16 protein-coding genes and 2 pseudogenes are annotated in these 19547 nt (G+C 72.7%); 6 read left to right on the top strand and 12 right to left on the bottom strand.

The window, feature by feature from the left end:
* The 3 genes from ACTWQE_RS29110 to ACTWQE_RS29100 all read right to left on the bottom strand — a co-directional run.
* Positions 1-306, bottom strand: a 306-nt coding sequence (locus ACTWQE_RS29110) for a response regulator (RefSeq protein WP_443332057.1), incomplete at its 3' end; no start/stop codon positions are given.
* Positions 264-1523 carry a sensor histidine kinase gene (locus tag ACTWQE_RS29105; RefSeq protein ID WP_443332058.1) on the bottom strand — a complete coding sequence of 420 codons (1260 nt, stop codon included), beginning with the start codon at positions 1521-1523 and terminating at the stop codon, positions 264-266. The genes ACTWQE_RS29110 and ACTWQE_RS29105, both read right to left, overlap by 43 nt.
* Positions 1524-1528: 5 nt before the next feature.
* Positions 1529-2668, bottom strand: a complete 1140-nt coding sequence (locus tag ACTWQE_RS29100; RefSeq protein ID WP_443332056.1) for a hypothetical protein — start codon at positions 2666-2668, stop codon at positions 1529-1531.
* Positions 2669-3306: 638 nt separating this feature from the next.
* On the opposite strand from ACTWQE_RS29100, the gene ACTWQE_RS29095 reads away from it, so the two are divergent.
* On the top strand, positions 3307-4839 hold the full coding sequence (locus tag ACTWQE_RS29095) for an aldehyde dehydrogenase (NADP(+)) (protein ID WP_443332055.1): 1533 nt from the start codon (positions 3307-3309) through the stop codon (positions 4837-4839).
* Positions 4840-4955: 116 nt separating this feature from the next.
* On the opposite strand, the gene ACTWQE_RS29090 is transcribed toward ACTWQE_RS29095, so the two are convergent.
* A complete protein-coding gene (locus tag ACTWQE_RS29090; RefSeq protein ID WP_443332054.1) occupies positions 4956-5096 on the bottom strand; it encodes a hypothetical protein in 141 nt (46 codons plus the stop codon).
* Positions 5097-5257: 161 nt separating this feature from the next.
* On the opposite strand from ACTWQE_RS29090, the gene ACTWQE_RS29085 reads away from it, so the two are divergent.
* Both ACTWQE_RS29085 and ACTWQE_RS29080 read left to right on the top strand, forming a co-directional pair.
* Positions 5258-5935 (top strand): GntR family transcriptional regulator, encoded by a 678-nt coding sequence (locus tag ACTWQE_RS29085; protein WP_443332053.1) that lies wholly within the window; start codon positions 5258-5260, stop codon positions 5933-5935.
* Positions 5936-6126: 191 nt separating this feature from the next.
* Positions 6127-7200 carry an aminotransferase class V-fold PLP-dependent enzyme gene (locus tag ACTWQE_RS29080; RefSeq protein WP_443332052.1) on the top strand — a complete coding sequence of 358 codons (1074 nt, stop codon included), beginning with the start codon at positions 6127-6129 and terminating at the stop codon, positions 7198-7200.
* Between the two features lie 214 nt (positions 7201-7414).
* On the opposite strand, the gene thpD is transcribed toward ACTWQE_RS29080, so the two are convergent.
* The 4 genes from thpD to ectA form a co-directional block, all read right to left on the bottom strand.
* Entirely contained in the window at positions 7415-8314 is a 900-nt protein-coding gene (gene thpD, locus ACTWQE_RS29075) for an ectoine hydroxylase (protein ID WP_443332051.1), read from the bottom strand.
* Positions 8315-8370: 56 nt separating this feature from the next.
* Positions 8371-8775, bottom strand: coding sequence for an ectoine synthase (locus tag ACTWQE_RS29070; protein WP_443332050.1), 405 nt, complete (start codon positions 8773-8775; stop codon positions 8371-8373).
* An 81-nt stretch (positions 8776-8856) separates the two neighbouring features.
* The gene (gene ectB, locus ACTWQE_RS29065) at positions 8857-10125 is read right to left on the bottom strand and encodes a diaminobutyrate--2-oxoglutarate transaminase (RefSeq protein WP_443332049.1); all 1269 of its coding nucleotides are present in this window, start codon (positions 10123-10125) and stop codon (positions 8857-8859) included.
* Positions 10126-10181: 56 nt separating this feature from the next.
* Positions 10182-10745, bottom strand: coding sequence for a diaminobutyrate acetyltransferase (gene ectA / locus ACTWQE_RS29060; RefSeq protein WP_443332048.1), 564 nt, complete (start codon positions 10743-10745; stop codon positions 10182-10184).
* Between the two features lie 440 nt (positions 10746-11185).
* On the opposite strand from ectA, the gene ACTWQE_RS29055 reads away from it, so the two are divergent.
* Together ACTWQE_RS29055 and ACTWQE_RS29050 are read left to right on the top strand one after the other, a co-directional pair.
* A complete protein-coding gene (locus tag ACTWQE_RS29055) occupies positions 11186-12277 on the top strand; it encodes an amidohydrolase family protein (protein ID WP_443332047.1) in 1092 nt (363 codons plus the stop codon).
* Between the two features lie 1138 nt (positions 12278-13415).
* On the top strand, positions 13416-14474 hold the full coding sequence (locus tag ACTWQE_RS29050; protein WP_443332046.1) for an SCO1860 family LAETG-anchored protein: 1059 nt from the start codon (positions 13416-13418) through the stop codon (positions 14472-14474).
* 221 nt (positions 14475-14695) lie between these two features.
* On the opposite strand, the gene cobC is transcribed toward ACTWQE_RS29050, so the two are convergent.
* Positions 14696-15775, bottom strand: a complete 1080-nt coding sequence (gene cobC / locus ACTWQE_RS29045) for an Rv2231c family pyridoxal phosphate-dependent protein CobC (protein WP_443332045.1) — start codon at positions 15773-15775, stop codon at positions 14696-14698.
* The gene (locus tag ACTWQE_RS29040) at positions 15759-16682 is read right to left on the bottom strand and encodes a sirohydrochlorin chelatase (RefSeq protein WP_443332044.1); all 924 of its coding nucleotides are present in this window, start codon (positions 16680-16682) and stop codon (positions 15759-15761) included. Before ACTWQE_RS29040 ends, cobC begins: the two co-directional genes overlap by 17 nt.
* A 521-nt stretch (positions 16683-17203) precedes the next feature.
* Between ACTWQE_RS29040 and ACTWQE_RS29035 the strand changes: the two are divergent.
* Positions 17204-17395, top strand: a pseudogene (locus ACTWQE_RS29035) (bifunctional cobalt-precorrin-7 (C(5))-methyltransferase/cobalt-precorrin-6B (C(15))-methyltransferase); the annotation flags it as partial.
* Between the two features lie 73 nt (positions 17396-17468).
* Here ACTWQE_RS29035 and cobJ read toward each other — a convergent pair.
* On the bottom strand, positions 17469-19259 hold the full coding sequence (gene cobJ / locus ACTWQE_RS29030; RefSeq protein ID WP_443332043.1) for a precorrin-3B C(17)-methyltransferase: 1791 nt from the start codon (positions 19257-19259) through the stop codon (positions 17469-17471).
* A pseudogene (locus tag ACTWQE_RS29025) lies at positions 19256-19547 on the bottom strand (bifunctional cobalt-precorrin-7 (C(5))-methyltransferase/cobalt-precorrin-6B (C(15))-methyltransferase); the annotation flags it as partial. The pseudogene ACTWQE_RS29025 and the gene cobJ, both read right to left, overlap by 4 nt.

The raw sequence follows: 19547 nt of genomic DNA, 5'->3' as shown, positions 1-19547 counted from the left end.
GTCGTTCTCGAAGGTCGTCACCACCACGACACGCGGCGGCTCGGGCATCGACCGCAGCAGCTGCTCGGTGGCCCGGATGCCGTCGATCTCGGGCATCCGTACGTCCATCAGCACCACGTCCGGGCACAGTTCACGGATCAGCGGCACGGCCTCCGCACCCGTCGCGGCCTCGCCGACGACCGCCATGTCGGGCTCGGCCTCCAGGATCGTCCTCAGCGCGGTGCGCACCAGCTGCTCGTCGTCGGCGACCACGATCCGCACCGTCACCGCGCGCCCTCCACCGGCAGCCGTACGGTCAGCCGCCATACGCCACCGTCCTCCGCGGCCTGCGCACTGCCGCGCAACAGGGCCGCACGCTCGGCGACACCGCGCAGGCCGCGTCCGCCGCCCCGCGTCCCCGGCCGGCGCTCGGCGGGCATCGGATTCTCCATGGTGATCTCCAACTCCTCGTCGGCCAGGGCGATCCACAGCCGTACGGCCACCTGGCCCGCGTGCCGCAGCGCGTTGCTCAGCCCCTCCTGCACGATCCGGTACGCCTCCCGGGAGACCGGCTCCGGCAGCCGTCCGAGACCGCCGGGCACCGTGTGTTCGACGGTCACGCCTGCCGCGTGCGTACGGGCCAGCAGCTCGTCCAGCTCCGCCAGGGTCGGGCCCGGCGGCAGCGTGGAGCCCCGCCCCTCCTCGTCGTCCTCGCGCAGCACACCCAGGACCGTGTCGAGTTCGTCGACCGTACGCCGTGCGGTCTCCTCGATGGCGGCCAGCGCCTGCCGGGCGAACTCCGGGTCGGCGTCGAGGACTTTGCGTGCGGCGCTCGCCTGGAGGCTCACGGCACTCAGCGCGTGCCCCACTGAGTCGTGCAGCTCGCGGGCGAGCCGGTTCCGCCGCGCGAGGGCCGCGGCCCGCTGCTCGGCGGCGGCGAGCCGGTCGGCGGGGGTGGGCCCGAGCAGCGCCGAAGCGGCGCGGGCGAGCAGCAGCCCGGTCGAGGCGGCGATCCCCGCCAGTGCGATCAGCAGCCCGACGCCCGCGAGCGGGGCCAGGACGGCCTGTTGGGGCCCGCCGAAGGCCAGAAGGGCGCCCAGGTCGGCGTGGCGCAGCCCGTCGAGGAAGGGCAGCAGGATCAGCGTCACCGCGAACGGCGGTACGGAGAGGGTCATTCCACTGATGACCCCGCCGACCGCGAGATGCACGGTGTACCAGGCGCAGGTGCGGAGCCGTGCCGGACGCCCTCCGGCCGGACCGCTCGCCGGCTCCTCGGCGGGGATACCGCACAGCGCACGCGCGGCGGTCAGCGAAAGCGGCCGTACGAGGGGGAAGAGCGCGGTCGACGCGGCGATGGGCAGGGCGAGGGCGAACGACGCGAGCTGCGCCGGGAGGGAGCTGAAGAGGTCGGTCTCGCCCATGACCGGGCCCACGACCACGGATGCCAGGAGAAAGTACGGCATCAACAGGGCGCCGCCGAGGACGAGATGGATCCACCGCAGACGCGCACGCCGCCCGATCAGCGTGGCCGCCCCCCGGCGCAGCGCGTTCACGCGGTACGGCGTTCCGCGGCGCGCTCGGCGAAGAAGTAGGCGCCCATGGTGACGACGAGCATCCCGGCGATCATCTGCACAGAGTAGGTCAGGTTCATGACTGGGGTGAGCCGCTCGGCCGAGTCGTCGGCGACGACCGGGGCGGCCATCAGCAGCCAGCCGCCCCAGCAGGTCAGCGCTCCGGAGCCGACCCAGGCCAGGGCGAGCGGGACATGGAGCGGCACGAGACGTCCGGTGCGGAAGGCGAGCATGAGGACGCCCGCGATGGTGGCGGCCGCGAAGAGGACGTCGACCGCTTCGTGCACGGAGAAGTCGCTCGTACGGTCCTCGGCCCTCGCTGCGTCGAGCCCGGCGGTCGAGCCACAGGCCCACAGCAGGTGCATCGCCAGGGGCAGCAGGGAGAGCAGCGAGGCGGCGACGGCGGCGGCACGCTGGGCGGGCCGTGTCGGGCTGCTGGGCAGGTCCTGGAGCCGGCCGCGCCACAGATGGCCCCAACGCTCACGCGCGTACAGCACGAACAGCGCGCCGAGCGCCAGGCCTTGGACGATGAATCCGGTGTAGACGACGCCGAACACCCATGCGTCGAGGAACGGCTCACGGCCGGTGTCCTCGGAGCTGCTCACGGACCCCCCGACGGCCTTGACCAGGAGTTGCAGCGGAAAGCCGGTCATGATCGGCGCGAGCAGGCCCGTCGCGCACCACATCGGCAGGAGGAGCAGCCAGGGCGGTGTCCGCCGGCCCCACGCCTGGGTGAGCAGAAGAGCCAGGGCGATGACGGCCCCGTCCATGAGGACGGTGACGCCGTTGGCGAGGGCCAGCCCTGTGCCCGCGTCGCGCAGCGGGCTGCCCTCCGGAATACCGGTATGGCTCCCCGCGATCCACGCGATCTTCAGCGAGAGATAGGGGACGCAGGCGACGACGGTGACCCCGCGCAGCGCCTGGCGGACGGTACGGGGCCGTACGGTTCCGGTCCCCGCGGTCCCGGGCCGTACGGCGTTGCGCTGCGGGCGGTGGCCCTGCCCGGCGGCCGGACCGGCTCCGGCGGGGCGTACCGCGGGGTCGTCGGGTCGGGGGGTGGCTTCGGCCGGGCGGGCCATGTCCTGGCCGGGTCCGGGGGTGGCTTCGTGCTGTCGCACGTACGCTCCGGCCGGTCCGGTGGCGGCTTGCGCGGAGCGGGACGAGGCTGCAGAACGCGAGGTCGGTGTCATGCCCCTCACCCTCCAGACTCGGCGGAGGCTCGGCATCGGCCCGCCCGACGATCCGCCTCCGCCGCATGGCGGAGCCGCAACCCCCGCCACAGGTCGGAGCCGGCGTCGCGTGGCCGGGGCGGGGCGGGGTGGGTCCATCGAACAGCGCGGCGTGCAGGAAGTGCCCCCGAGCAGGGCCTGACGAGCAGGGTCGGGCGAGCAGGGCCTGACGAGCAGGGCAGGGTCCGGACACCGATGCCCTGGCGGGTGCCGGTCGCGTCCGTCGCGGCCCGGCCGGCGTGCACAGCGGTATGCGGAGGCCGGATCCGGAGCGGTCGACGGCGACGAGCGGTCGACGGCGACCTGGACGGCTGCGAGCGGGTTGAATTCCCGCGCGCCTCCGGAGAATTCCCGCTTTTCCACGGTGCCTATCGCCGATTTGACCTGGGCACGCCCGTCTCTCCGTGACGCGTACCGGCCTTGACCCCTTCGTTCGCCCGGAAATAGGGTCCCGAAGAATTCACCATCAGGAACAGCGTTCCGCCTCTCGAACGCGGTCTCTGAGCAGCACGCAGGAGGAATTCGCCGTGGCAGCACCAGTCTGGAGCGTGGACCCCCGAACCGGGAAGCAGCGGGAGCAGGTTGCGGTGGAGGCCACGGCGGAGGAGGTCGACCAGACGGTGCGCGCCGCGTACGCCGCGCGCAAGGCCCTCGCCGACCGGACCGTACGCGCGGCGTTTCTGCGGACCGCCGCCGACCTGCTCGACGGCGCCGGCGAGTTCGTCATCGAGGCCGCGGACGCCGAGACCGCGCTGGGGCCCGGACGCCTCACCGGCGAGCTGGCCCGGACCACTTATCAGCTGCGTTCCTTCGCGGACATCGTGGACGAGGGCGCCTTCCTGGACGTCCTCATTGACCACGCCGACCCGGACGCCGGGCCCGCGCCCCGCCCCGACCTGCGCCGCTACAAGGTGCCGCTGGGCGTCGTCGCCGTCTACGCGGCCGGCAACTTCCCGCTGGCGTTCTCCGTACCGGGCGGTGACACCGCCAGCGCGCTCGCCGCCGGCTGTCCGGTCGTCGTCAAGGCACACCCCGACCACCCCGGCACGTCCGAGGTGTGCGCCTCCGTGCTGCGCCGGGCAGCCGCGCGGCACGGCCTGCCGGAGGAGGTCGTGGGCCTGGTGCACGGCTTCGACGCGGGTGTCGGCCTGGTACGGCACCCGCTGGTCGCGGCGGCCGGATTCACCGGTTCCATACGCGGCGGCCGGGCGCTCCACGACGCCGCGGCGGCCCGCCCCACTCCCATCCCCTTCCACGGTGAACTGGGCAGCCTCAACCCCGTTGTGGTCACGGAGGCCGCGGCCGAGGAGCGCGGGGAGGCGATAGGCGGCGGGCTGGCCGGTTCGATGACTCTCGGCGTGGGTCAGTACTGCGTCAAGCCCGGACTGGTCCTCGTTCCGGTGGGCCCGGCGGGCGACCGTGTCGTGCGGTCCCTCACCGAGGCCGTCAGCGACACCGCGGAGGGGGTCCTGCTCGACGCGCGGATCCGGGACGCCTTTGTCGCGGGCATCCGGGACCGGGCCGCCCTCCCCGGCGTGGAGAGCCCGGTGACCCCGGGCGAGAGCGGTGAGAACGCCGTCAGCGCGGGCTTCCTCACCGTCCCGGCCGCGCGGCTCTCCGACGGGGACGGGCACGCACTGCTGCTGGAGGAGTGCTTCGGGCCGGTCACCGTCGTCGCACGGTACGAGGACGAGACGGAGGTCTCCGCGGTCCTCGCGCGGCTGCCCGGCAATCTCACGGCCACGCTCCATATCGGCGAGGAGGAGTCGGCGGCGGGCGAGGGCCCGGCCGCGCGTCTGCTGGCCGAGCTCGCCCCGCTCGCCGGAAGGCTGCTGGTCAACGGGTGGCCGACCGGTGTCGCCGTCGCCCCCGCCCAGCACCACGGCGGGCCCTACCCGGCCACCACCTCCACCTCGACATCGGTCGGCGGCACGGCCATCGAACGCTGGCTCCGGCCGGTGGCTTTCCAGAGCACCCCCGCCGCGCTGCTGCCCCCGGAGCTGCGGGACGACAACCCCCTCGGGCTACCGCGCCGCGTCGACGGCCGCCGGGAGAGCTGACCCGCGATCGTCCTCGCAGGCGGTGAATCCGTTGCCGGCCTGGCCCCGAACCCTCGGGGACCCCGGGTCGGAGCGTGGGGGTGGGCGTACGGGCCCGGCCTCGGTCCCGAGCCGCCTCAGACCGCGGGCCGGACCGCCGGAGTGGGCAGGGCGCCCGCGCACCGCTCCGCGAGGTGCTCCGCCTCCGGCGGGATGCCGGCGCCGCCTCGTAGAGGGCGGCGGACCAGGGCCGACGGCAGGTCGACGACCGCGACCACGACCTGCTCGGCCTCCGCCGGGCGCGTGGGGCCCAGCCGCCCCGCCAGAGCGGCGACCGCCGCACGGACCCGCTGACAGCCTCAGCCGCTCGGCGGACATGCCCTGCCGCCCACGCGCGCCTGGACCTGCCCGACCCGGGAGGAGAGGCGACAATGGGACGATGCCGGAAGGACGGCCCGAGCACGAGGGAACCCAGGCCACGGAACGAGCGTACGCCGAGGTCAGAGCGCGCCTGCTGGACGGCACCTACGACACGGGGGAGCTGCTCCGGGAGGCGGCCGTCGCCGCGGAGCTCGGACTGGCGCAGGAGGCTGTCCGCGACGCCTTCAGCCGCCTCAGGAGCGAGGGGGCGCTGAGGCTCTATCCCACGCGCGGCGCGCTCGTTCTGCCCCTCACCCTGCAGGAGGCCCGTGACGTCATGGAGGCCCGGCTGCTGCTGGAGATCTTCGCCCTGGACTCCGTGGCCGCCCGGGGCCGTACGGGCCTGCGCGAGCTGGGCCGGGACCTGTTGGACGACCTCCACGAGGCCTCCACGCCCGAGGGGGCGATGGCGATCGGCAGAACGTTCCACACCCGGCTGGTCCGTGCCGCGGGCAATCCTGTGGTGGCGGACATGCACGTCGCCCTGTGGGACCGGACCTGGCACATCGCCGCCACCTCCACCGTCGGCCCCGGCAACCCCGAGAGGGACGTCGCCGAGCACACCGCCATCGCCGAGGCCATGGCCATCGGCCGGGGCGGCGACGCCCGGGAGCTCCTGCACCGGCATGTCTCGTCCACCCTGCGCCGTATCGGTGTCGTGGAGGAGTTCGCCCTGCCGCGCCCCGCCGACCTGTGACACCGCCCGTTCTCCGACGGGGCCGCCGGAGCCCGCCGCCACGGACAGGGGCCACACGGACCTGCGAGGGCGCGTGCGGGCGCACAGAGGACAGCAACCGCAGGCCCGCGCCCGAGCCGTAAGCATCGCTTCGGGGCCCTCCCGCTCCTGCTACGTGGACGCCGTCCGCCGCGCGGGAGAGGGTGGAGGACATGGAGAAGAGCCTGGGAGGCGCCCAGTTCGCGCCACAGACGACCTATCTCAACACCGCGTCCAGCGGGCTGCTCCCCGCGCGATCGGCCACCGCACTCCGGGAGGCGGTCGACGACGCGGTCGCCGGACGCCCCACGCCCGGTGCGGGCCTGGAGTCCGTACAGGTGGCACGGGAGGCCTTCGCCCGGCTGGCCGGGGTGCCCGCCGAGCGGGTGTCGGCCGCGGGCGCGGTCGCCGTCCACGTCGGCCTCATCGCCGCGTCGCTGCCCGCCGGGGCCGAAGTCCTCGTCGCGGACGGGGACTTCAGCTCGCTCGTCACACCCTTCGCCGTCCGACGTGATCTGAAGCTGCGCAGCGCGCCGCTGGAGAGCCTCGCCGACGCCGTACGCCCGGGTACCGCGCTCGTCGCCGTCAGCTCCGTACAGTCCTCCGACGGCCGCATCGCCGACCTCGCGGCGATCCGCGGCGCGGCCCTCGCCCACGGCGCCCGTACGCTCGTCGACGCCTCGCAGTCCATGGGCTGGCTGCCGCTGCGCGCGGGCGATTTCGACTTCACGGTGTGCGGCGCCTTCAAGTGGCTGCTGAGCCCGCGCGGCACGTCCTTCCTCGTCGTGCCGGAGGCCCATGAGGAGCTGACGCCGTTCTACGCGGGCTGGGTGGCGGGCGAGGACCCGGAGAACAGCACCTACGGCCCGGTCGAACTGTTCACCCGGTCCGCCCGTCGCTTCGACCACAGCCACAGCACACTGGCGTATCTGGCCGCCCAGCACTCCATCGCCCTCATCGAGGAGACCGGCCCCGAGGCCATCGGCGCCCACAATGCCGCCCTGGCGGACCGTTTCCGGGCAGGTCTCACCCGGCTGGGCCACGAGCCGGTACGGGCACCGGGATCCGCCATCGTCGCCGTTCCCGGGCTCAGCCACACGGAGGAGCCGCTGCGCGAGGCCGGGGTGATGCTCTCTTTCCGGGCGGGGAACCTCCGTGCGGCGTTCCATCTCTACAACACCGCCTCGGATGTTGATCGTGCGCTCGACGTTCTGTCCGAAGTCCCCGGAGACCCCGCCGGCGCCTGACGTCCGCCCGGCCGACCGAGCGCGCCGACAGCCGGCCGACAGCCAAGGGCCCCAACGTCGGAGCCCGGATGAAGCGTGGACGGGCGCCCGGAACCGACGAGAGCCCCGCCCGGCAACGCACCGAGCCGGGCGGGGCTCTCATGTCCTGCGCATGTCCTACGGAACTCCACGGAACTCCACGGAGCTCTACGTATCTCTGCGGCGCTCTACGGCCTCACCGTACGGGGGTGAAGTCGCGCGCCCCGATGAACTCCGGACGCCGGATCGGCGCCGCGAACGGCTCCACAGCCGTGTTCTCCACGCTGTTGAAGACGATGAAGACATTGCTGCGCGGGAAGGGCGTGATGTTGTCGCCCGAGCCGTGCATGCAGTTGCAGTCGAACCAGGTCGCCGACCCCGCCGCGCCGGTGAACAGCTTGATGCCGTGCCGGCTCGCGAACTTCGTCAGAGCCTCGTCCGACGGCGTGCCCGCGTCCTGCATCTGCAGCGACTTCTTGTAGTTGTCCTTCGGCGTTGCCCCCGCACAGCCGAGGAACGTCCGGTGCGAGCCCGGCATGATCATCAAGCCGCCGTTGGTGTCGTAGTTCTCGGTCAGTGCGATCGAGACGGACACCGTCCGCATGTTCGGCAGGCCGTCCTCGGCATGCCAGGTCTCGAAGTCCGAGTGCCAGTAGAAACCGGAGGCCCCGAACCCGGGCTTGACGTTGATCCGGCTCTGGTGGACGTAGACGTCCGAGCCCAGAATCTGCCGCGCGCGGCCCACCACGCGTGGGTCGCGTACCAGCTCGGCGAAGACCTCGCTGATCCTGTGCACCTCGAAGACGGACCGGACGTCCTTGGACATCGGCTCGATGATCGAGCGCGCGTCGGCCCGGACCTCCGGGTCGACGATCAGCCGGTCGAGCTCAGCACGGTACTTCGCCACCTCGTCCGGAGTGATCAGCTGGTCGACCGTCAGGAAGCCGTCGCGGTCGAAACCGCGCAGTTCTGACGGCTGGATCGGACCGGGAGCCCCCGGCTCGGACCAGACAACCGGGTCCAGGCGCGGAGTCGCGACCTCGGTGGCGCCGCGTGTCGGGTAGAGATCGGCCGTTCGCTCGGGTGCGGTGGTCATGGTGGTGCTCCTTCTCCTCTCGTACGTCCTTGCTTCTTTCCTTCCCCTGGGGGAGCTCAGCTCTCGGACGGCTCGGTGAGCAGCGGGTACACACCGTTCTCGTCGTGGTCCTCCCGGCCGGTGACGGGCGGGTTGAAGACACAGACGCAGCGGAAGTCGGTCTTCGGGCGCATGGTGTGGCGCTCGTGGCCGTCCAGGAGGTACATCGTCCCGGGGCTGATCCAGTGCGTCTCACCGGTCTCGTCGTTGGTCAGCTCGGCCTCGCCCTCCACACAGAGCACGGCCTCGATGTGGTTGGCGTACCACATCGACGTCTCCGTGCCCGCGTAGAGCGTCGTCTCGTGGAGTGAGAAGCCCACGCGCTCCTTGGCGAGGACGATGCGCTTGCTCTCCCAGGTCCCGGACGCGGCCTTCACATGCCGGTCGGTGCCTTCGATGTCCTTGAACGATCGGACGATCACGGTGATTCGGTGCCTTTCTGTCTACGGTCGGCGGTGTGATGGGTGCGGTCAACCCGTCGGTCCGCTCCTTCGAGCGGACCCTCAGGCCGTCTCCCGCACCGCCCGGGCGAGAGTGCGCAGACCCTCGTCCAGCTCCTCGGGGGTCACGGTCAGCGGCGGCAGCAGTTTGACGACCTCGCTCTGCGGACCCGAGGTCTCGATGAGCAGCCCCAGCTCGAAGGCGCGGGCGGCGACCTTCGTCGCCCGGTCCTTGTCCGCGAACTCCAGGCCCCAGACCAGGCCACGGCCCCGGAGCTCGCCGCCGAGCCGCGGGTGCTCCTCGACGATGGCGCGCAGTGCCTGCTCGACCTGCTCGCCGCGGGCGATGGTCTGCTTCTCCATCTGCCCGTCCGCCCAGTACGTGTCCAGGGCGGCGGCGGAGGTGACGAAGGCGGGGTTGTTGCCGCGGAAGGTGCCGTTGTGCTCGCCCGGCTCCCAGATGTCCAGCTCGGGCTTGAACAGGGTGAGCGACATGGGCAGGCCGTAGCCGCTGATGGACTTGGACAGCGTGACGATGTCCGGGGTGATGCCGGCCTCCTCGAAGGAGAAGAAGGCGCCGGTGCGGCCGCAGCCCATCTGGATGTCGTCGACGATCAGCAGCATGTCGCGCCGCTTGCACAGGTCCGCCAGCGCGCGCAGCCACTCCGGGCGGGCGACGTTGATGCCGCCCTCGCCCTGGATCGTCTCGACGATCACGGCGGCCGGCTGGTTCAGGCCGGAGCCCTGGTCCTCCAGCAGCCGCTCGAACCACAGGAAGTCCGGGACGCGGCCTTCGAAGTAGTTGTCGAAGGGCATCGGGGTGCCGTGCACCAGCGGGATACCGGCGCCGGCCCGCTTCATCGAGTTGCCGGTGACGGCGAGCGCGCCCAGCGACATGCCGTGGAAGGCGTTGGTGAAGGAGACGATCGCCTCGCGGCCCTTGACCTTACGGGCCAGCTTCAGCGCCGCCTCGACGGCGTTGGTGCCCGTCGGGCCGGGGAACATGACCTTGTACGGCAGGTCGCGCGGACGCAGGACGATGTTCTGGAAGGACTCCAGGAAGGCCCGCTTGGCGGTGGTCCCCATGTCCAGGCCGTGGGTGACGCCGTCGCGCTCGATGTAGTCGATCAGAGCCCGTTTCAGCACCGGGTTGTTGTGGCCGTAGTTCAGGGAACCCGCCCCGGCGAAGAAGTCGAGGTAGGTGTGGCCGTCCTCGTCGTACATGTAGCTGCCCTGCGCGCGGTCGAACACAGCGGGCCAGCCGCGGCAGTAGCTGCGCACCTCCGACTCCAGGGTCTCGAAGACGCTCAGGGCGGGCGGGGTGATGGTCACAGCATGCTCCAGGGAGAGTGACGTGAGGGAGGGAAGAAGTCTGGGGGGGCGGGCCGTCAGCGTGTGGCCGCTGTGGCCGCGAGGGGACCGATCCGGTACAGCACCTCGGGCTCGTGCCCGCCGTCGGGGAACAGTCCGCCGTGGAACAGCACCTCCCGTTGCACGGCGGCTCCGTGCCGCTCGGCGAAAGAGGTGAACAGTCGGTTCGACGCGGTGTTGTCGGGCGTGATCGTGGTCTCGACGCGGTGGACGTCCAGCTCATCGGCGACCCGGGCGGTCAGTCCGTCCAGGAGCGCGCCGGCCAGTCCCCGGCCGCGCTGCGCGTGGTCGACGGCGACCTGCCAGACGACCAGGGTCTGTGGACGCTCCGGGCGGATGTAGCCGGTGACGAACCCGACCGGCTCGCCCTGCCCGTCGCGGGCCACTACGGAGGTGGCGGCGAAGTCACGACACCACAGGAGGTAGCTGTACGACGAGTTGAGGTCGAGCACCTTCGAGTCGCGGGCGATGCGCCAAATCACGGCTCCGTCCTCGACTCGCGGGGCGTCGAGTTCGAGCCCCTCGGGCATTCCGAGGAATTCTCTGTCGGCACCTGCAAGGGCTGCTTGTGCGGCGGTCATGCAAATTAAATTTACCGAGGGCAAATCGAAAGTGCATCTCGGACAGGGGTTACGCCGGAGGGGGTTCATGTGTTATCGCGCGAGGACGCGCGGGCACGCGGAAACAGGGCAAGTGGTGCGGGTTTGTCCGGTAATTACGGGGCGAACCAGACACCGTGTGGAGTCCGTCACATGTGCGTAACGGTCGTGAGACGCGGCTGAATTGCATCGTCGGACGCTCGCAAAACTTGGGAGTTTGAGAATCCGGATAGGGGGAAGAAGCAGACGGAAAGCTATGCATCAGAAGAAATGGAAATTCGCCTGCAAAGGATATATCGATTGCTCGCCCCGGCAAATCCGAGGAGGCCGGGCCGTGCCTGCGCGGGCCGGTGTTCCCGCGTCCGCGGGCTCGTCCGGGGGACCGGTGACCCCTGGGGCGCAGGGCTCGTACAGTGCGTGCCATGAGCGAGAGCGCGGTGCTGCACATCAGGGGACGGGTGCTGGTCGGGCCGGAAGAGGTCCGGGACGAGCTGTGGGTGGTGGACGGCCGGATCTCCTTCGTGCGTCCGGCGGGCGCCCGGGAGATGACAACACTGTCCGGCTGGGTGCTCCCCGGTCTGGTCGACGCGCACTGTCACGTCGGACTGGACGCAAACGGCCCCGTCGACGACTCGACCAGCGAGAAGCAGGCGGTGACCGACCGTGACGCGGGTGCCCTGCTGCTCCGGGACGCCGGATCGCCCTCGGACACCCGCTGGATCGACGACCGCGAGGACCTTCCCCGGATCATCCGCGCGGGGCGCCATATCGCCCGTACGAAGCGCTACATCCGTAACTACGCCCATGAGATCGAGCCCGAGGATCTGGTCACGTTTGTCGCCCAGGAGGCCCGCCGGGGCGACGGGTGGGTCAAGCTCGTCGGCGACTGGATCGACCGGGGAACCGGCGATCTGAGCGCCTGCTGGCCGCGTGGCGCGGTGGAGGCGGCGATCGCCGAGGCGCACCGGCTCGGTGCCCGGGTCACCGCCCACTGTTTCGCCGAGGAGTCGCTGACCGACCTCGTGGAGGCGGGAATCGACTGCATCGAGCATGCCACCGGGCTCACGGAGGAGACGATTCCGCTGTTCGCCGAGCGGGGAGTGGCGATCGTCCCCACCCTGGTCAACATCGCGACCTTCCCCCGGCTCGCGGACGGCGGCGAGTCGAAGTTCCCCCTCTGGTCGGACCATATGCGACGGCTCCACGCCCGCCGCTACGACACCGTGCGGGCGGCGTACGACGCCGGAATCCCGGTGTACGTGGGCACGGACGCGGGCGGCTCCCTGCCGCACGGGCTGATAGGGGCAGAGGTCGCCGAGCTCGTCCGGGCCGGTATCCCGGCCGTCGAGGCCCTGTCCGCCACGGCCTGGGACGCGCGGGAGTGGCTCGGCCGGCCGGGGCTGAGCGAGGGCGCTCCCGCCGACCTGGTGGTCTACGAGACCGATCCGCGCGAGGACGTACGGGTGCTCACCGCTCCGCGCCATGTGGTCCTGCGCGGGCACGTGATCGGCTGACGGCACACCGGTACGGGTCGCCGGATCCGTGGCCCGTACCGACGGCCGACCACGGACCGTCGCCGCCACGCCGCACTCGGAGGCCGGTCCGCGGTCGGCTGGGTCAACCACGCTGAAGGTCCGTACGGGTGGAGTGCGTGTCCGACGGCTCTGAGTGGATCAGTGAGGACGTCGGCGTAGGGCCACCTCCCGGCCGCCGAAGGCTGCTCCCGGGCGAACGCCTGGGGGATCGTCGCAAGGCGGTGGGGGCACGTCCCGGCCGAAGGCGCTGGGGGATCGGCGCCAGTGCTGTGACCGGGAGGGTTTGCCGGGAAGCTCGCGGCGTCCGGTGCGGTGCATCGCACGGCGGTGGGGGTGCCCCCGGACGGGGTCCGGGGGAGATCGCCCTCGTACTGGGGTCCCCCATGCCGAAGGCCAGGGGAGTACTCGGGCGACTCCGACAACACAGCGTGGGGGCACTCCCCCAGCCTTCGGCCGGGGGAGGTAGCTGGGGGAGTGCCGTGCCGGGCGTCGCGAGCCGGTGAACCGTCCCGGTCACAGCACGAGGCAGTCGGGGGTGTCCCCCGCCGGGAGGCTGGGGGAGGGCGTCCTCATGCGGGGGCGTAGTCGGGCGGGCGCGACAGCGCGGCGTGTGGGCCCCCAGCCTCCGGCCGGGGGACTCCACACCCGGACGGAGTCCGGGAGCGTCGCCAGCCCGCGAAGGCCCGTCGGGTACGCCCTGGCCCTGGCCCCGACGGCGGACGGCGGACGTCTGAGGGGCTGGTGGGTCGTCGAAGGGCCGGGCGATCGGCGACGGTGGCCGATGACGGATGGCGGACGGCCGGCTACGGGCTCGGGCTGCCAAGGCCGCGGATGCGCACGGTTGACCGGTGTTGACAGTGCGTAACGAAGCGTGGGTTCACCGCGTTGAAGATGCTCACGTCGGCCCGGGACGCTGTTGCGCGGGTGACACTCGGGAACGTCTGTGTCGATGGATTCGAATGTGGGGCCGGAAACCACCCTTTGGGATGAACTCACCACTCGTTGCTGCTTGTTCACCCACAGTACGTAAGTATTTCGGGGTCGTGGTCGTCGGCGCTCACGATGTCCCCCATGGGCGGCGTCGGCGACTCCATGTCTCTTGTGGGGGTTTTCCACCGTGAACAGCTCTGCCTTCAGCATGCCCGCGCGCCGTGCCGCCGCCATGCTGACCGCCACCGCCCTGGCCGCCGGTCCGGCGGTCCTCCTCGGCGCGGCGCCCGCGCACGCCACCGGCGGCGGGCACGGAAAGTCCGGGGCCGTCGTGCTCCGCGCCGGCCTCGACGTCGGCCTGCTCAAGAAGTCCGCGCACGTGCCGCTGCACGCTTCCCTGAACGAGGTGCACGCGCCCGCCGACGCCGACAAGACCGCACTGTCGGTCACCCTGGACGGCGTCAACCGGGGCCGTCCCGTCAACCTGCTGCGCGCCGATGTGGCCACGGCCCGCGCCACCGCGAACGCGCACCAGGCCGAGGGCTACGCGAACCTGGTCCGGGCGAAGGTCCATGTCCCGGGCCTGCCGCTGCTGTCCCTGATCGAGGTCGAGCAGGTCACGTCGAGGGCGGTCTGCGAGGCGGGCAAGCGGCCGACGGCCGACTCGAACGTGCTGGGCACCGTGCGGGTGCTCGGCAAGAAGGTCACGCTGCGCGCGGGCGGTACGACCCGGGTCGAGGTGCCGGAGGTGGGCGAGGTCCAGCTCGACTTGTCGAAGACGCACACCACTTCGCGGACGGCCGCGGCTACCGCGCTCGACCTGAAGGTCTCCGTCGACCCGCTGAAGCAGAACGTCGCCAAGGTGGACGGACGAGTGACGCTCGTCGAGGCCACCTGTGAGAGCCCCCAGGGCGGGCACGGCACGCCCGGTGAGGACAAGCCCGGCGGCGAGCAGCCCGGGCAGGCGGAGCCGGGCGGCGACAAGCCGGGTGACAAGCCCGGTGCGGACACCCCGGGCGATGAGAAGCCGGGTGCGGACACGCCGGGTGCGGACGGGGCCGGGGCGGGCAGTGCCGACGACTCCGGTGTCAGTACGCAGACCGGCTCCGGCAAGGAGGCGTCGACCGAGAACCTCGCCGCGACAGGCGGCAGCTCCACGACGCCCTATCTGGCGGGCGGCGCGGCCCTGCTGGTGGCTGCGGGCGGCGGGGCGCTCGTTCTCACCCGCCGTCGCCGCCGGAGCTGATCTCCGGGTACGGCAGGGCCGCGGTGGGGGCACAACCCCCCACCGCGGCCCTGCCGCGTGACGGGGAGCCCGACCAGCCCCGGCCGGTCCGTCCCGGACGGTCTCGCGCTCGTGCTCCTGTTCCGGCGTACTGCGTCCGGAGCGGACCGGGCCCGGATCAGATCCGATCCGGGCCCGGACCGCGTGGCGCATCTGCCCGCCGGTGAGACCGGTCGCGCAGATCAGGGCACCTGGCCACCCTGCGGAAGGGTCTTGGCCAGTGCCTCGGCGAAGAGGTCCGTCGTCGCCCGATCGCGTACGGCGACCCGGAGCCAGTCCGGTCCGAGGCCGGGGAAGGTGTCGCCGCGGCGCACCGCGAATCCCCGGGCCCGCAGCCGTTCCCGTACGGTTGCGGCGCCCGGCAGACGTATGAGCACAAAGGGCCCGGCGGCCGGTTCGCACACCTGCAGGCCGCCGAACTCGGCCAGCCGGGCCAGCAGATGGCTGCGGTCCGCGGCGATGCGGTGGGCGGCGTGCGCGGCCTCGGCGAGGGCCTGGGGTTCGCTGCACGCCACCGCCGCGGTCAGGGCGGGGGTGGACACCGGCCACAGCGGCTGGGCGTGCTCCAGCGCGACAATCAGTTCGGGCTCGGCGAGGACATAGCCCACGCGCAGCCCCGCCAGACCCCAGGTCTTGGTGAGGCTGCGCAGCACGACCAGCCCGGGCAGATCGGTGCGCCCGGCGAGCGACTCGCGCTCGCCCGGCACCGCGTCCATGAAGGCCTCGTCCACGACCAGCACCCGGCCCGGGCGGGCCAGGCGCGCGAGATCCTCCACAGGGTGCAGCACGGATGTGGGGTTGGTCGGATTGCCGACCACCACCAGGTCGGCCTCCTCCGGGACCGCGCCTTCTCCGAGCCGGAAGCCGTCTCCTGCGTCGAGCAGCACCCGCTCCACGGCGTGGCCCGCATCCCGCAGAGCCGCCTCCGGCTCCGTGAACTGCGGATGCACCACGACCGGGCGGCGGGCCCGGACAGCCCGTGCGATCAGGACGAACGCCTCGGCGGCCCCGGCGGTCAGCAACACCCGCCCGGCAGGCAGACCGTGCCGCACGGCCACTGCCTCACGCGCCTGCCGCCCGTCCGGGTAGACGGCGAGACCGTCGAGGGACGCGGCGATCCTCTCCTTGAGCCAGGCCGGGGGAGTGCCGGCCCGGACATTGACGGCGAGATCGGTCAAGTCAGCCCCGCTGTCCCGCACTTCCGCGTCGCCGTGGTGGCGCAGATCGTGCCGGGACGGAACCGGATCAGTGGGCGTGGGCATGGCCGCCATGGTGATGGTGGTGGTGACCGTCTCCGGAAGGGTCGTCCGGGTGGTGGTGCGGCTGTTGCGGCAGTCCCACCTTGTCCTCGAAGCCCGGGAGGGCGATGCGATAGACGCAGGTGTCGCAGTTCATCCGCAGATCCCCCTCGATGGCCTCCCGGTAGCGCTCCATGACCAGGTCCACCAACTCCTCGGTGGGGCCTATGACATCGGCGGACAACACCTCCGCCTCCGGATGCGCCAAGGCCCACCCCTCCGTCTGCTGCCGCACCCGGTCCGGGAGGATGCCCGTGAACAGGAAGTAGGGCAGTACGACGATCCGTCGCGCGCCCAGCTTGAGGCAGCGGTCAAGACCCGAGGGCACATCGGGAGCGGCGAGTGAGACGAAGGCGGTCTCGACTCCCGCGAAGCCGCGGCCCTCCCAGAGAAGTCGGGCGGCCTTGTGGACCTCGGCGTTGGCGTCCGGGTCGGTGGAGCCCCGGCCCACCAGCAGCACGGTGGTCTTGGCCCGGTCGGAGGGCGTGCGGGCGCCTTCGCCCAGGGCCTCGTCCAGCCGGCGCTCCAGGACCTTCAGCAGCTGGGGGTGCGGACCCAGCGGGCGGCCGTACCGGTACGAGACCCCGGGGTGCCGCTCCTTCTCACGGGCCAGCGCCGCCGGGATGTCGCCCTTGGCGTGCCCGGCGGATACCAGCATCAGCGGAACGGCGACGAACCGGCTCGCCCCTTGGCCGACGAGTTCGGCGACCGCGTCCGTCAGAGGAGGCGGGGACAGCTCGATGAACCCTCCCGCGACGGGCAATGCAGGGTTGCGTCGGCCCAGCTCCCGTACGAAGTCACGGAAGGCTTCTGCTCCCGCTTCGTCTCGGGTGCCATGGCCGGCGATGAGCAGCGCGGGCGGGGTGGTCACAGTTTCTCCTCGGAGGTGCGGGTGCGATGACCGGTCGGGCCGGTCCGGGGGCGGACCGGCGGATGGTGGAGAAGCGTGCTGAGAGCCGAGGCGGCAGCAGCCGAACCGCCCTTCTCCGAGACGGTACTGAAAACTGCGAGTACTCCGGTGGCCAGGGTGGCCTCGCCGACCGCGCGGTCCGCTCCGCACCTGCCTCGGCGCGTGGCATGACGCCCACGCCGCCGCAGCCAACGGCACCCGGACACGCGCCCCCGGGATGCGTTGCGGGGGCTCCGGGATCCGGCTTTGCGGTCCTGGGACTTGCCGATGTGGCTTGCGGATCCGCCCTGCGGCCCCGCGCCCCGGTCATGGGACTCCGGGCTCCCGCCACGTGGCTCCGGCCCCCGGGGACGGGGCCCAGGGCTTCGCCCCCGAGGCTTCGGCTGCCGGGCGTGGGCTCCTGGGCTTCGCCCGCGTGGCTTCGGGCCTCGACCACGGAGTCCTGGTGAACCGCACCCCCCTGGGAACTCCCATGGCCCCGGGCCGACGCCGCCGCCCGCGACTGGCCGGGCGCGGTCGGCGTCGTGCTCTGCCTGGACGAGAGCAGGGCGCTCTCGCCGGGCGTACGGACCGTGGCCGGGCCGCGGCGGGGACCGCGCCAGTGGGCGCTGGAGGAGAGCGAGTTCGCGCACCGCGACTCACTGATCACCAAATACGAGGTCCGCGGCCCGGCCAGGCGGCACCGGGAGTCCGCCACGTGGGCGCGGTATCCGCTCACGCGGTGGCGGGATGGGTGTCCTGGGGGAGTCACGTCTGCCACCGGTAGCCGCGGGGCGTCACCATGCGCCCGGCGATCTCGCGTGCCGCCGTGTTGCCCACGACGACGACCGTCATCATGTCCACCGTCGCCGGGTCGAGTGCCGCGAGCGTCGTCAGGCGGCTGCTCTCGTCCGCGCGGGAGGCGTTGCGCACGATGCCGACCGGAGTGGTCGGCGCCCGGTGCTCGGCGAGTATGCCGAGTGCCTTCGGCAGCTGCCAGTCACGGCCCCGGCTGCGCGGGTTGTAGAACGTCACCACGATGTCGGCCTCAGCCGCGGCCCGTACCCGGCGCTCGATGACCTCCCACGGGGTGTGCAGGTCGGAGAGGCTGATCGACACATGGTCATGGCCCAGCGGCGCGCCCAGAATCGCGGCGGCCGCCAGGGCCGCCGTCACACCCGGCACGCCGACGACGTCGATGTCGTCGGACGCCTCCGCCAGCGCGGGCGAGGCCATCGCGTACACGCCCGCGTCCCCGCTGCCGATCAGCGCCACGGCGTGGCCCGCGCGTGCCTCGGCCACGGCCGTACGGGCCCGCTCCTCCTCCGCGCCGAGCCCGGACTCCAGGATGCGGGTGCCGGGGCGCAGCAGATCGCGGATCTGGTCCACGTACTGGTCGAGGCCGACGACCGTGGAGGCGCGGCGCAGCTCCTCGCGGGCCCGCGGGGTGAGCAGATCGCGGGCCCCGGGCCCGAGACCGACGACGGCGAGCCGGCCGCGCGGACGCCGCCGCGCCACGGCCGCGGTGGCCATGGCGGGCCCGTTCTCGGGCGCGGACTTCCGCTTGGGAACCACGAGTCCGGCACCCGGCCCAGCGGCGAGGAGCGCGGCCGCCTCGGCGACACTGGGCGTTCCCACGGCGGTGAGGGGCGCGTCGGACGGATGGGGTACGTCCACGGCGGCCAGCATGTCAGCGGCGTACGTCCGCAGCGGTACGCCCAACCGCTCGGCCGCCTCGACGATCCCGGCCTCGCCGGCCTTGGCGTCGACCGTCGCCAACTCGGTGACGCTGCGCCCCGACAGCCCCGCGTCGGCGAGCGCGTCCCCGATGAGCCCGAGCACTTCCTCCGCCGGAGCGCCGCGGCTCGCGCCGACCCCGACCACGAGCGACGGCGGCCGGAGCACGGCGGAACGCTCTCCGAGTTCCACGATCCGGTCGGTCACCCACAACTCGGCCCAGGCCGCGCTGCCCTGGCCCGCGCCGGGGCCGGTGGCCGGCGTCTCACCGCGGCCGTCGCCTCCGCCGGCGGACACGGCCTCCGGGATGTCCGGAGGCTGCGGGGCCGTCCGCGGCGGCAGTGCCGGGAGCGGCCAATGAGCGTCCGCGCGGAGGGCGACCGGCGCACCGTCGAGGAACGCCCGCGTCACCGCGGCGACCGCCCCCTCCACCGGCAGACCCAGCGTGTCCAGGCCCGGCACGCCCACCGCGTCGGTCGCCGTCGTCACCACGGGACGGCAGCCCGGCAGGGCGTCGGCGACGGCTGCCGCCAGCGCGTTCGCCCCGCCGCCGTGCCCGCCCAGCAGCGCCACCGCGTGCTGGAGGCCCTCATCGACGCAGACGACGCCCGGGTCCGATTCCTTGCCCGCGAGCAGCGGTGCGACCAGGCGTACGGTGGCGCCGGTGGCGAGGAAGCAGACGAGCTGCTCGCACTCGGCGAAGGCCTGCTCCACGGCCTCCCGGACCGGACCGTCGTAGACCCGCGTACGGTCCGCCCAGGCGGAGGCCAGCCGGTCACGGGCGGCGGCGCCCGCCGAGGTGGCGGAAATCAGGCCGATCAAGAGGGTGCTCCTTCGATGACGGGGGAGGGGGCCGCGGTGGTACCGCGCAGCCCCCACAGCACGAAGACGGGGTTGGTCGCGGCGAGCCGCGTCACCTCGCCGGGCAGCGGCGCGAGCCGGGACGACTGCAGCAGGACGCCGTCCGTCACGAGACCCGCCCCGGCCAGGGCGGCCCGTACGGCGGGGACCCGGTCCAGCGCGGCGAGGGTGACGACCACGGCGCGCCGCGCGCGCCGGGCGCACGCGGTGACGATCGCGGGCAGCTCGCGCCCTCCGCCGCCGATGAAC

This window comes from Streptomyces sp. 8N706, from assembly GCF_052245415.1.
In the GTDB taxonomy this organism is placed as follows: domain Bacteria; phylum Actinomycetota; class Actinomycetes; order Streptomycetales; family Streptomycetaceae; genus Streptomyces.
Note: the sequence above shows the minus strand (reverse complement) of the source record. Positions and strands in the feature narration are given on the sequence as shown.

Coding starts and splice junctions, on each gene's coding strand:
- ACTWQE_RS29085 (WP_443332053.1), top strand. CDS start 5,258: ATGCCGGAAGGACGGCCCGAGCACGAGGGAACCCAGGCCACGGAACGA.
- ACTWQE_RS29080 (WP_443332052.1), top strand. CDS start 6,127: ATGGAGAAGAGCCTGGGAGGCGCCCAGTTCGCGCCACAGACGACCTAT.
- thpD (WP_443332051.1), bottom strand. CDS start 8,314: ATGACCACCGCACCCGAGCGAACGGCCGATCTCTACCCGACACGCGGC.
- ectA (WP_443332048.1), bottom strand. CDS start 10,745: ATGACCGCCGCACAAGCAGCCCTTGCAGGTGCCGACAGAGAATTCCTC.
- ACTWQE_RS29055 (WP_443332047.1), top strand. CDS start 11,186: ATGAGCGAGAGCGCGGTGCTGCACATCAGGGGACGGGTGCTGGTCGGG.
- cobC (WP_443332045.1), bottom strand. CDS start 15,775: ATGCCCACGCCCACTGATCCGGTTCCGTCCCGGCACGATCTGCGCCAC.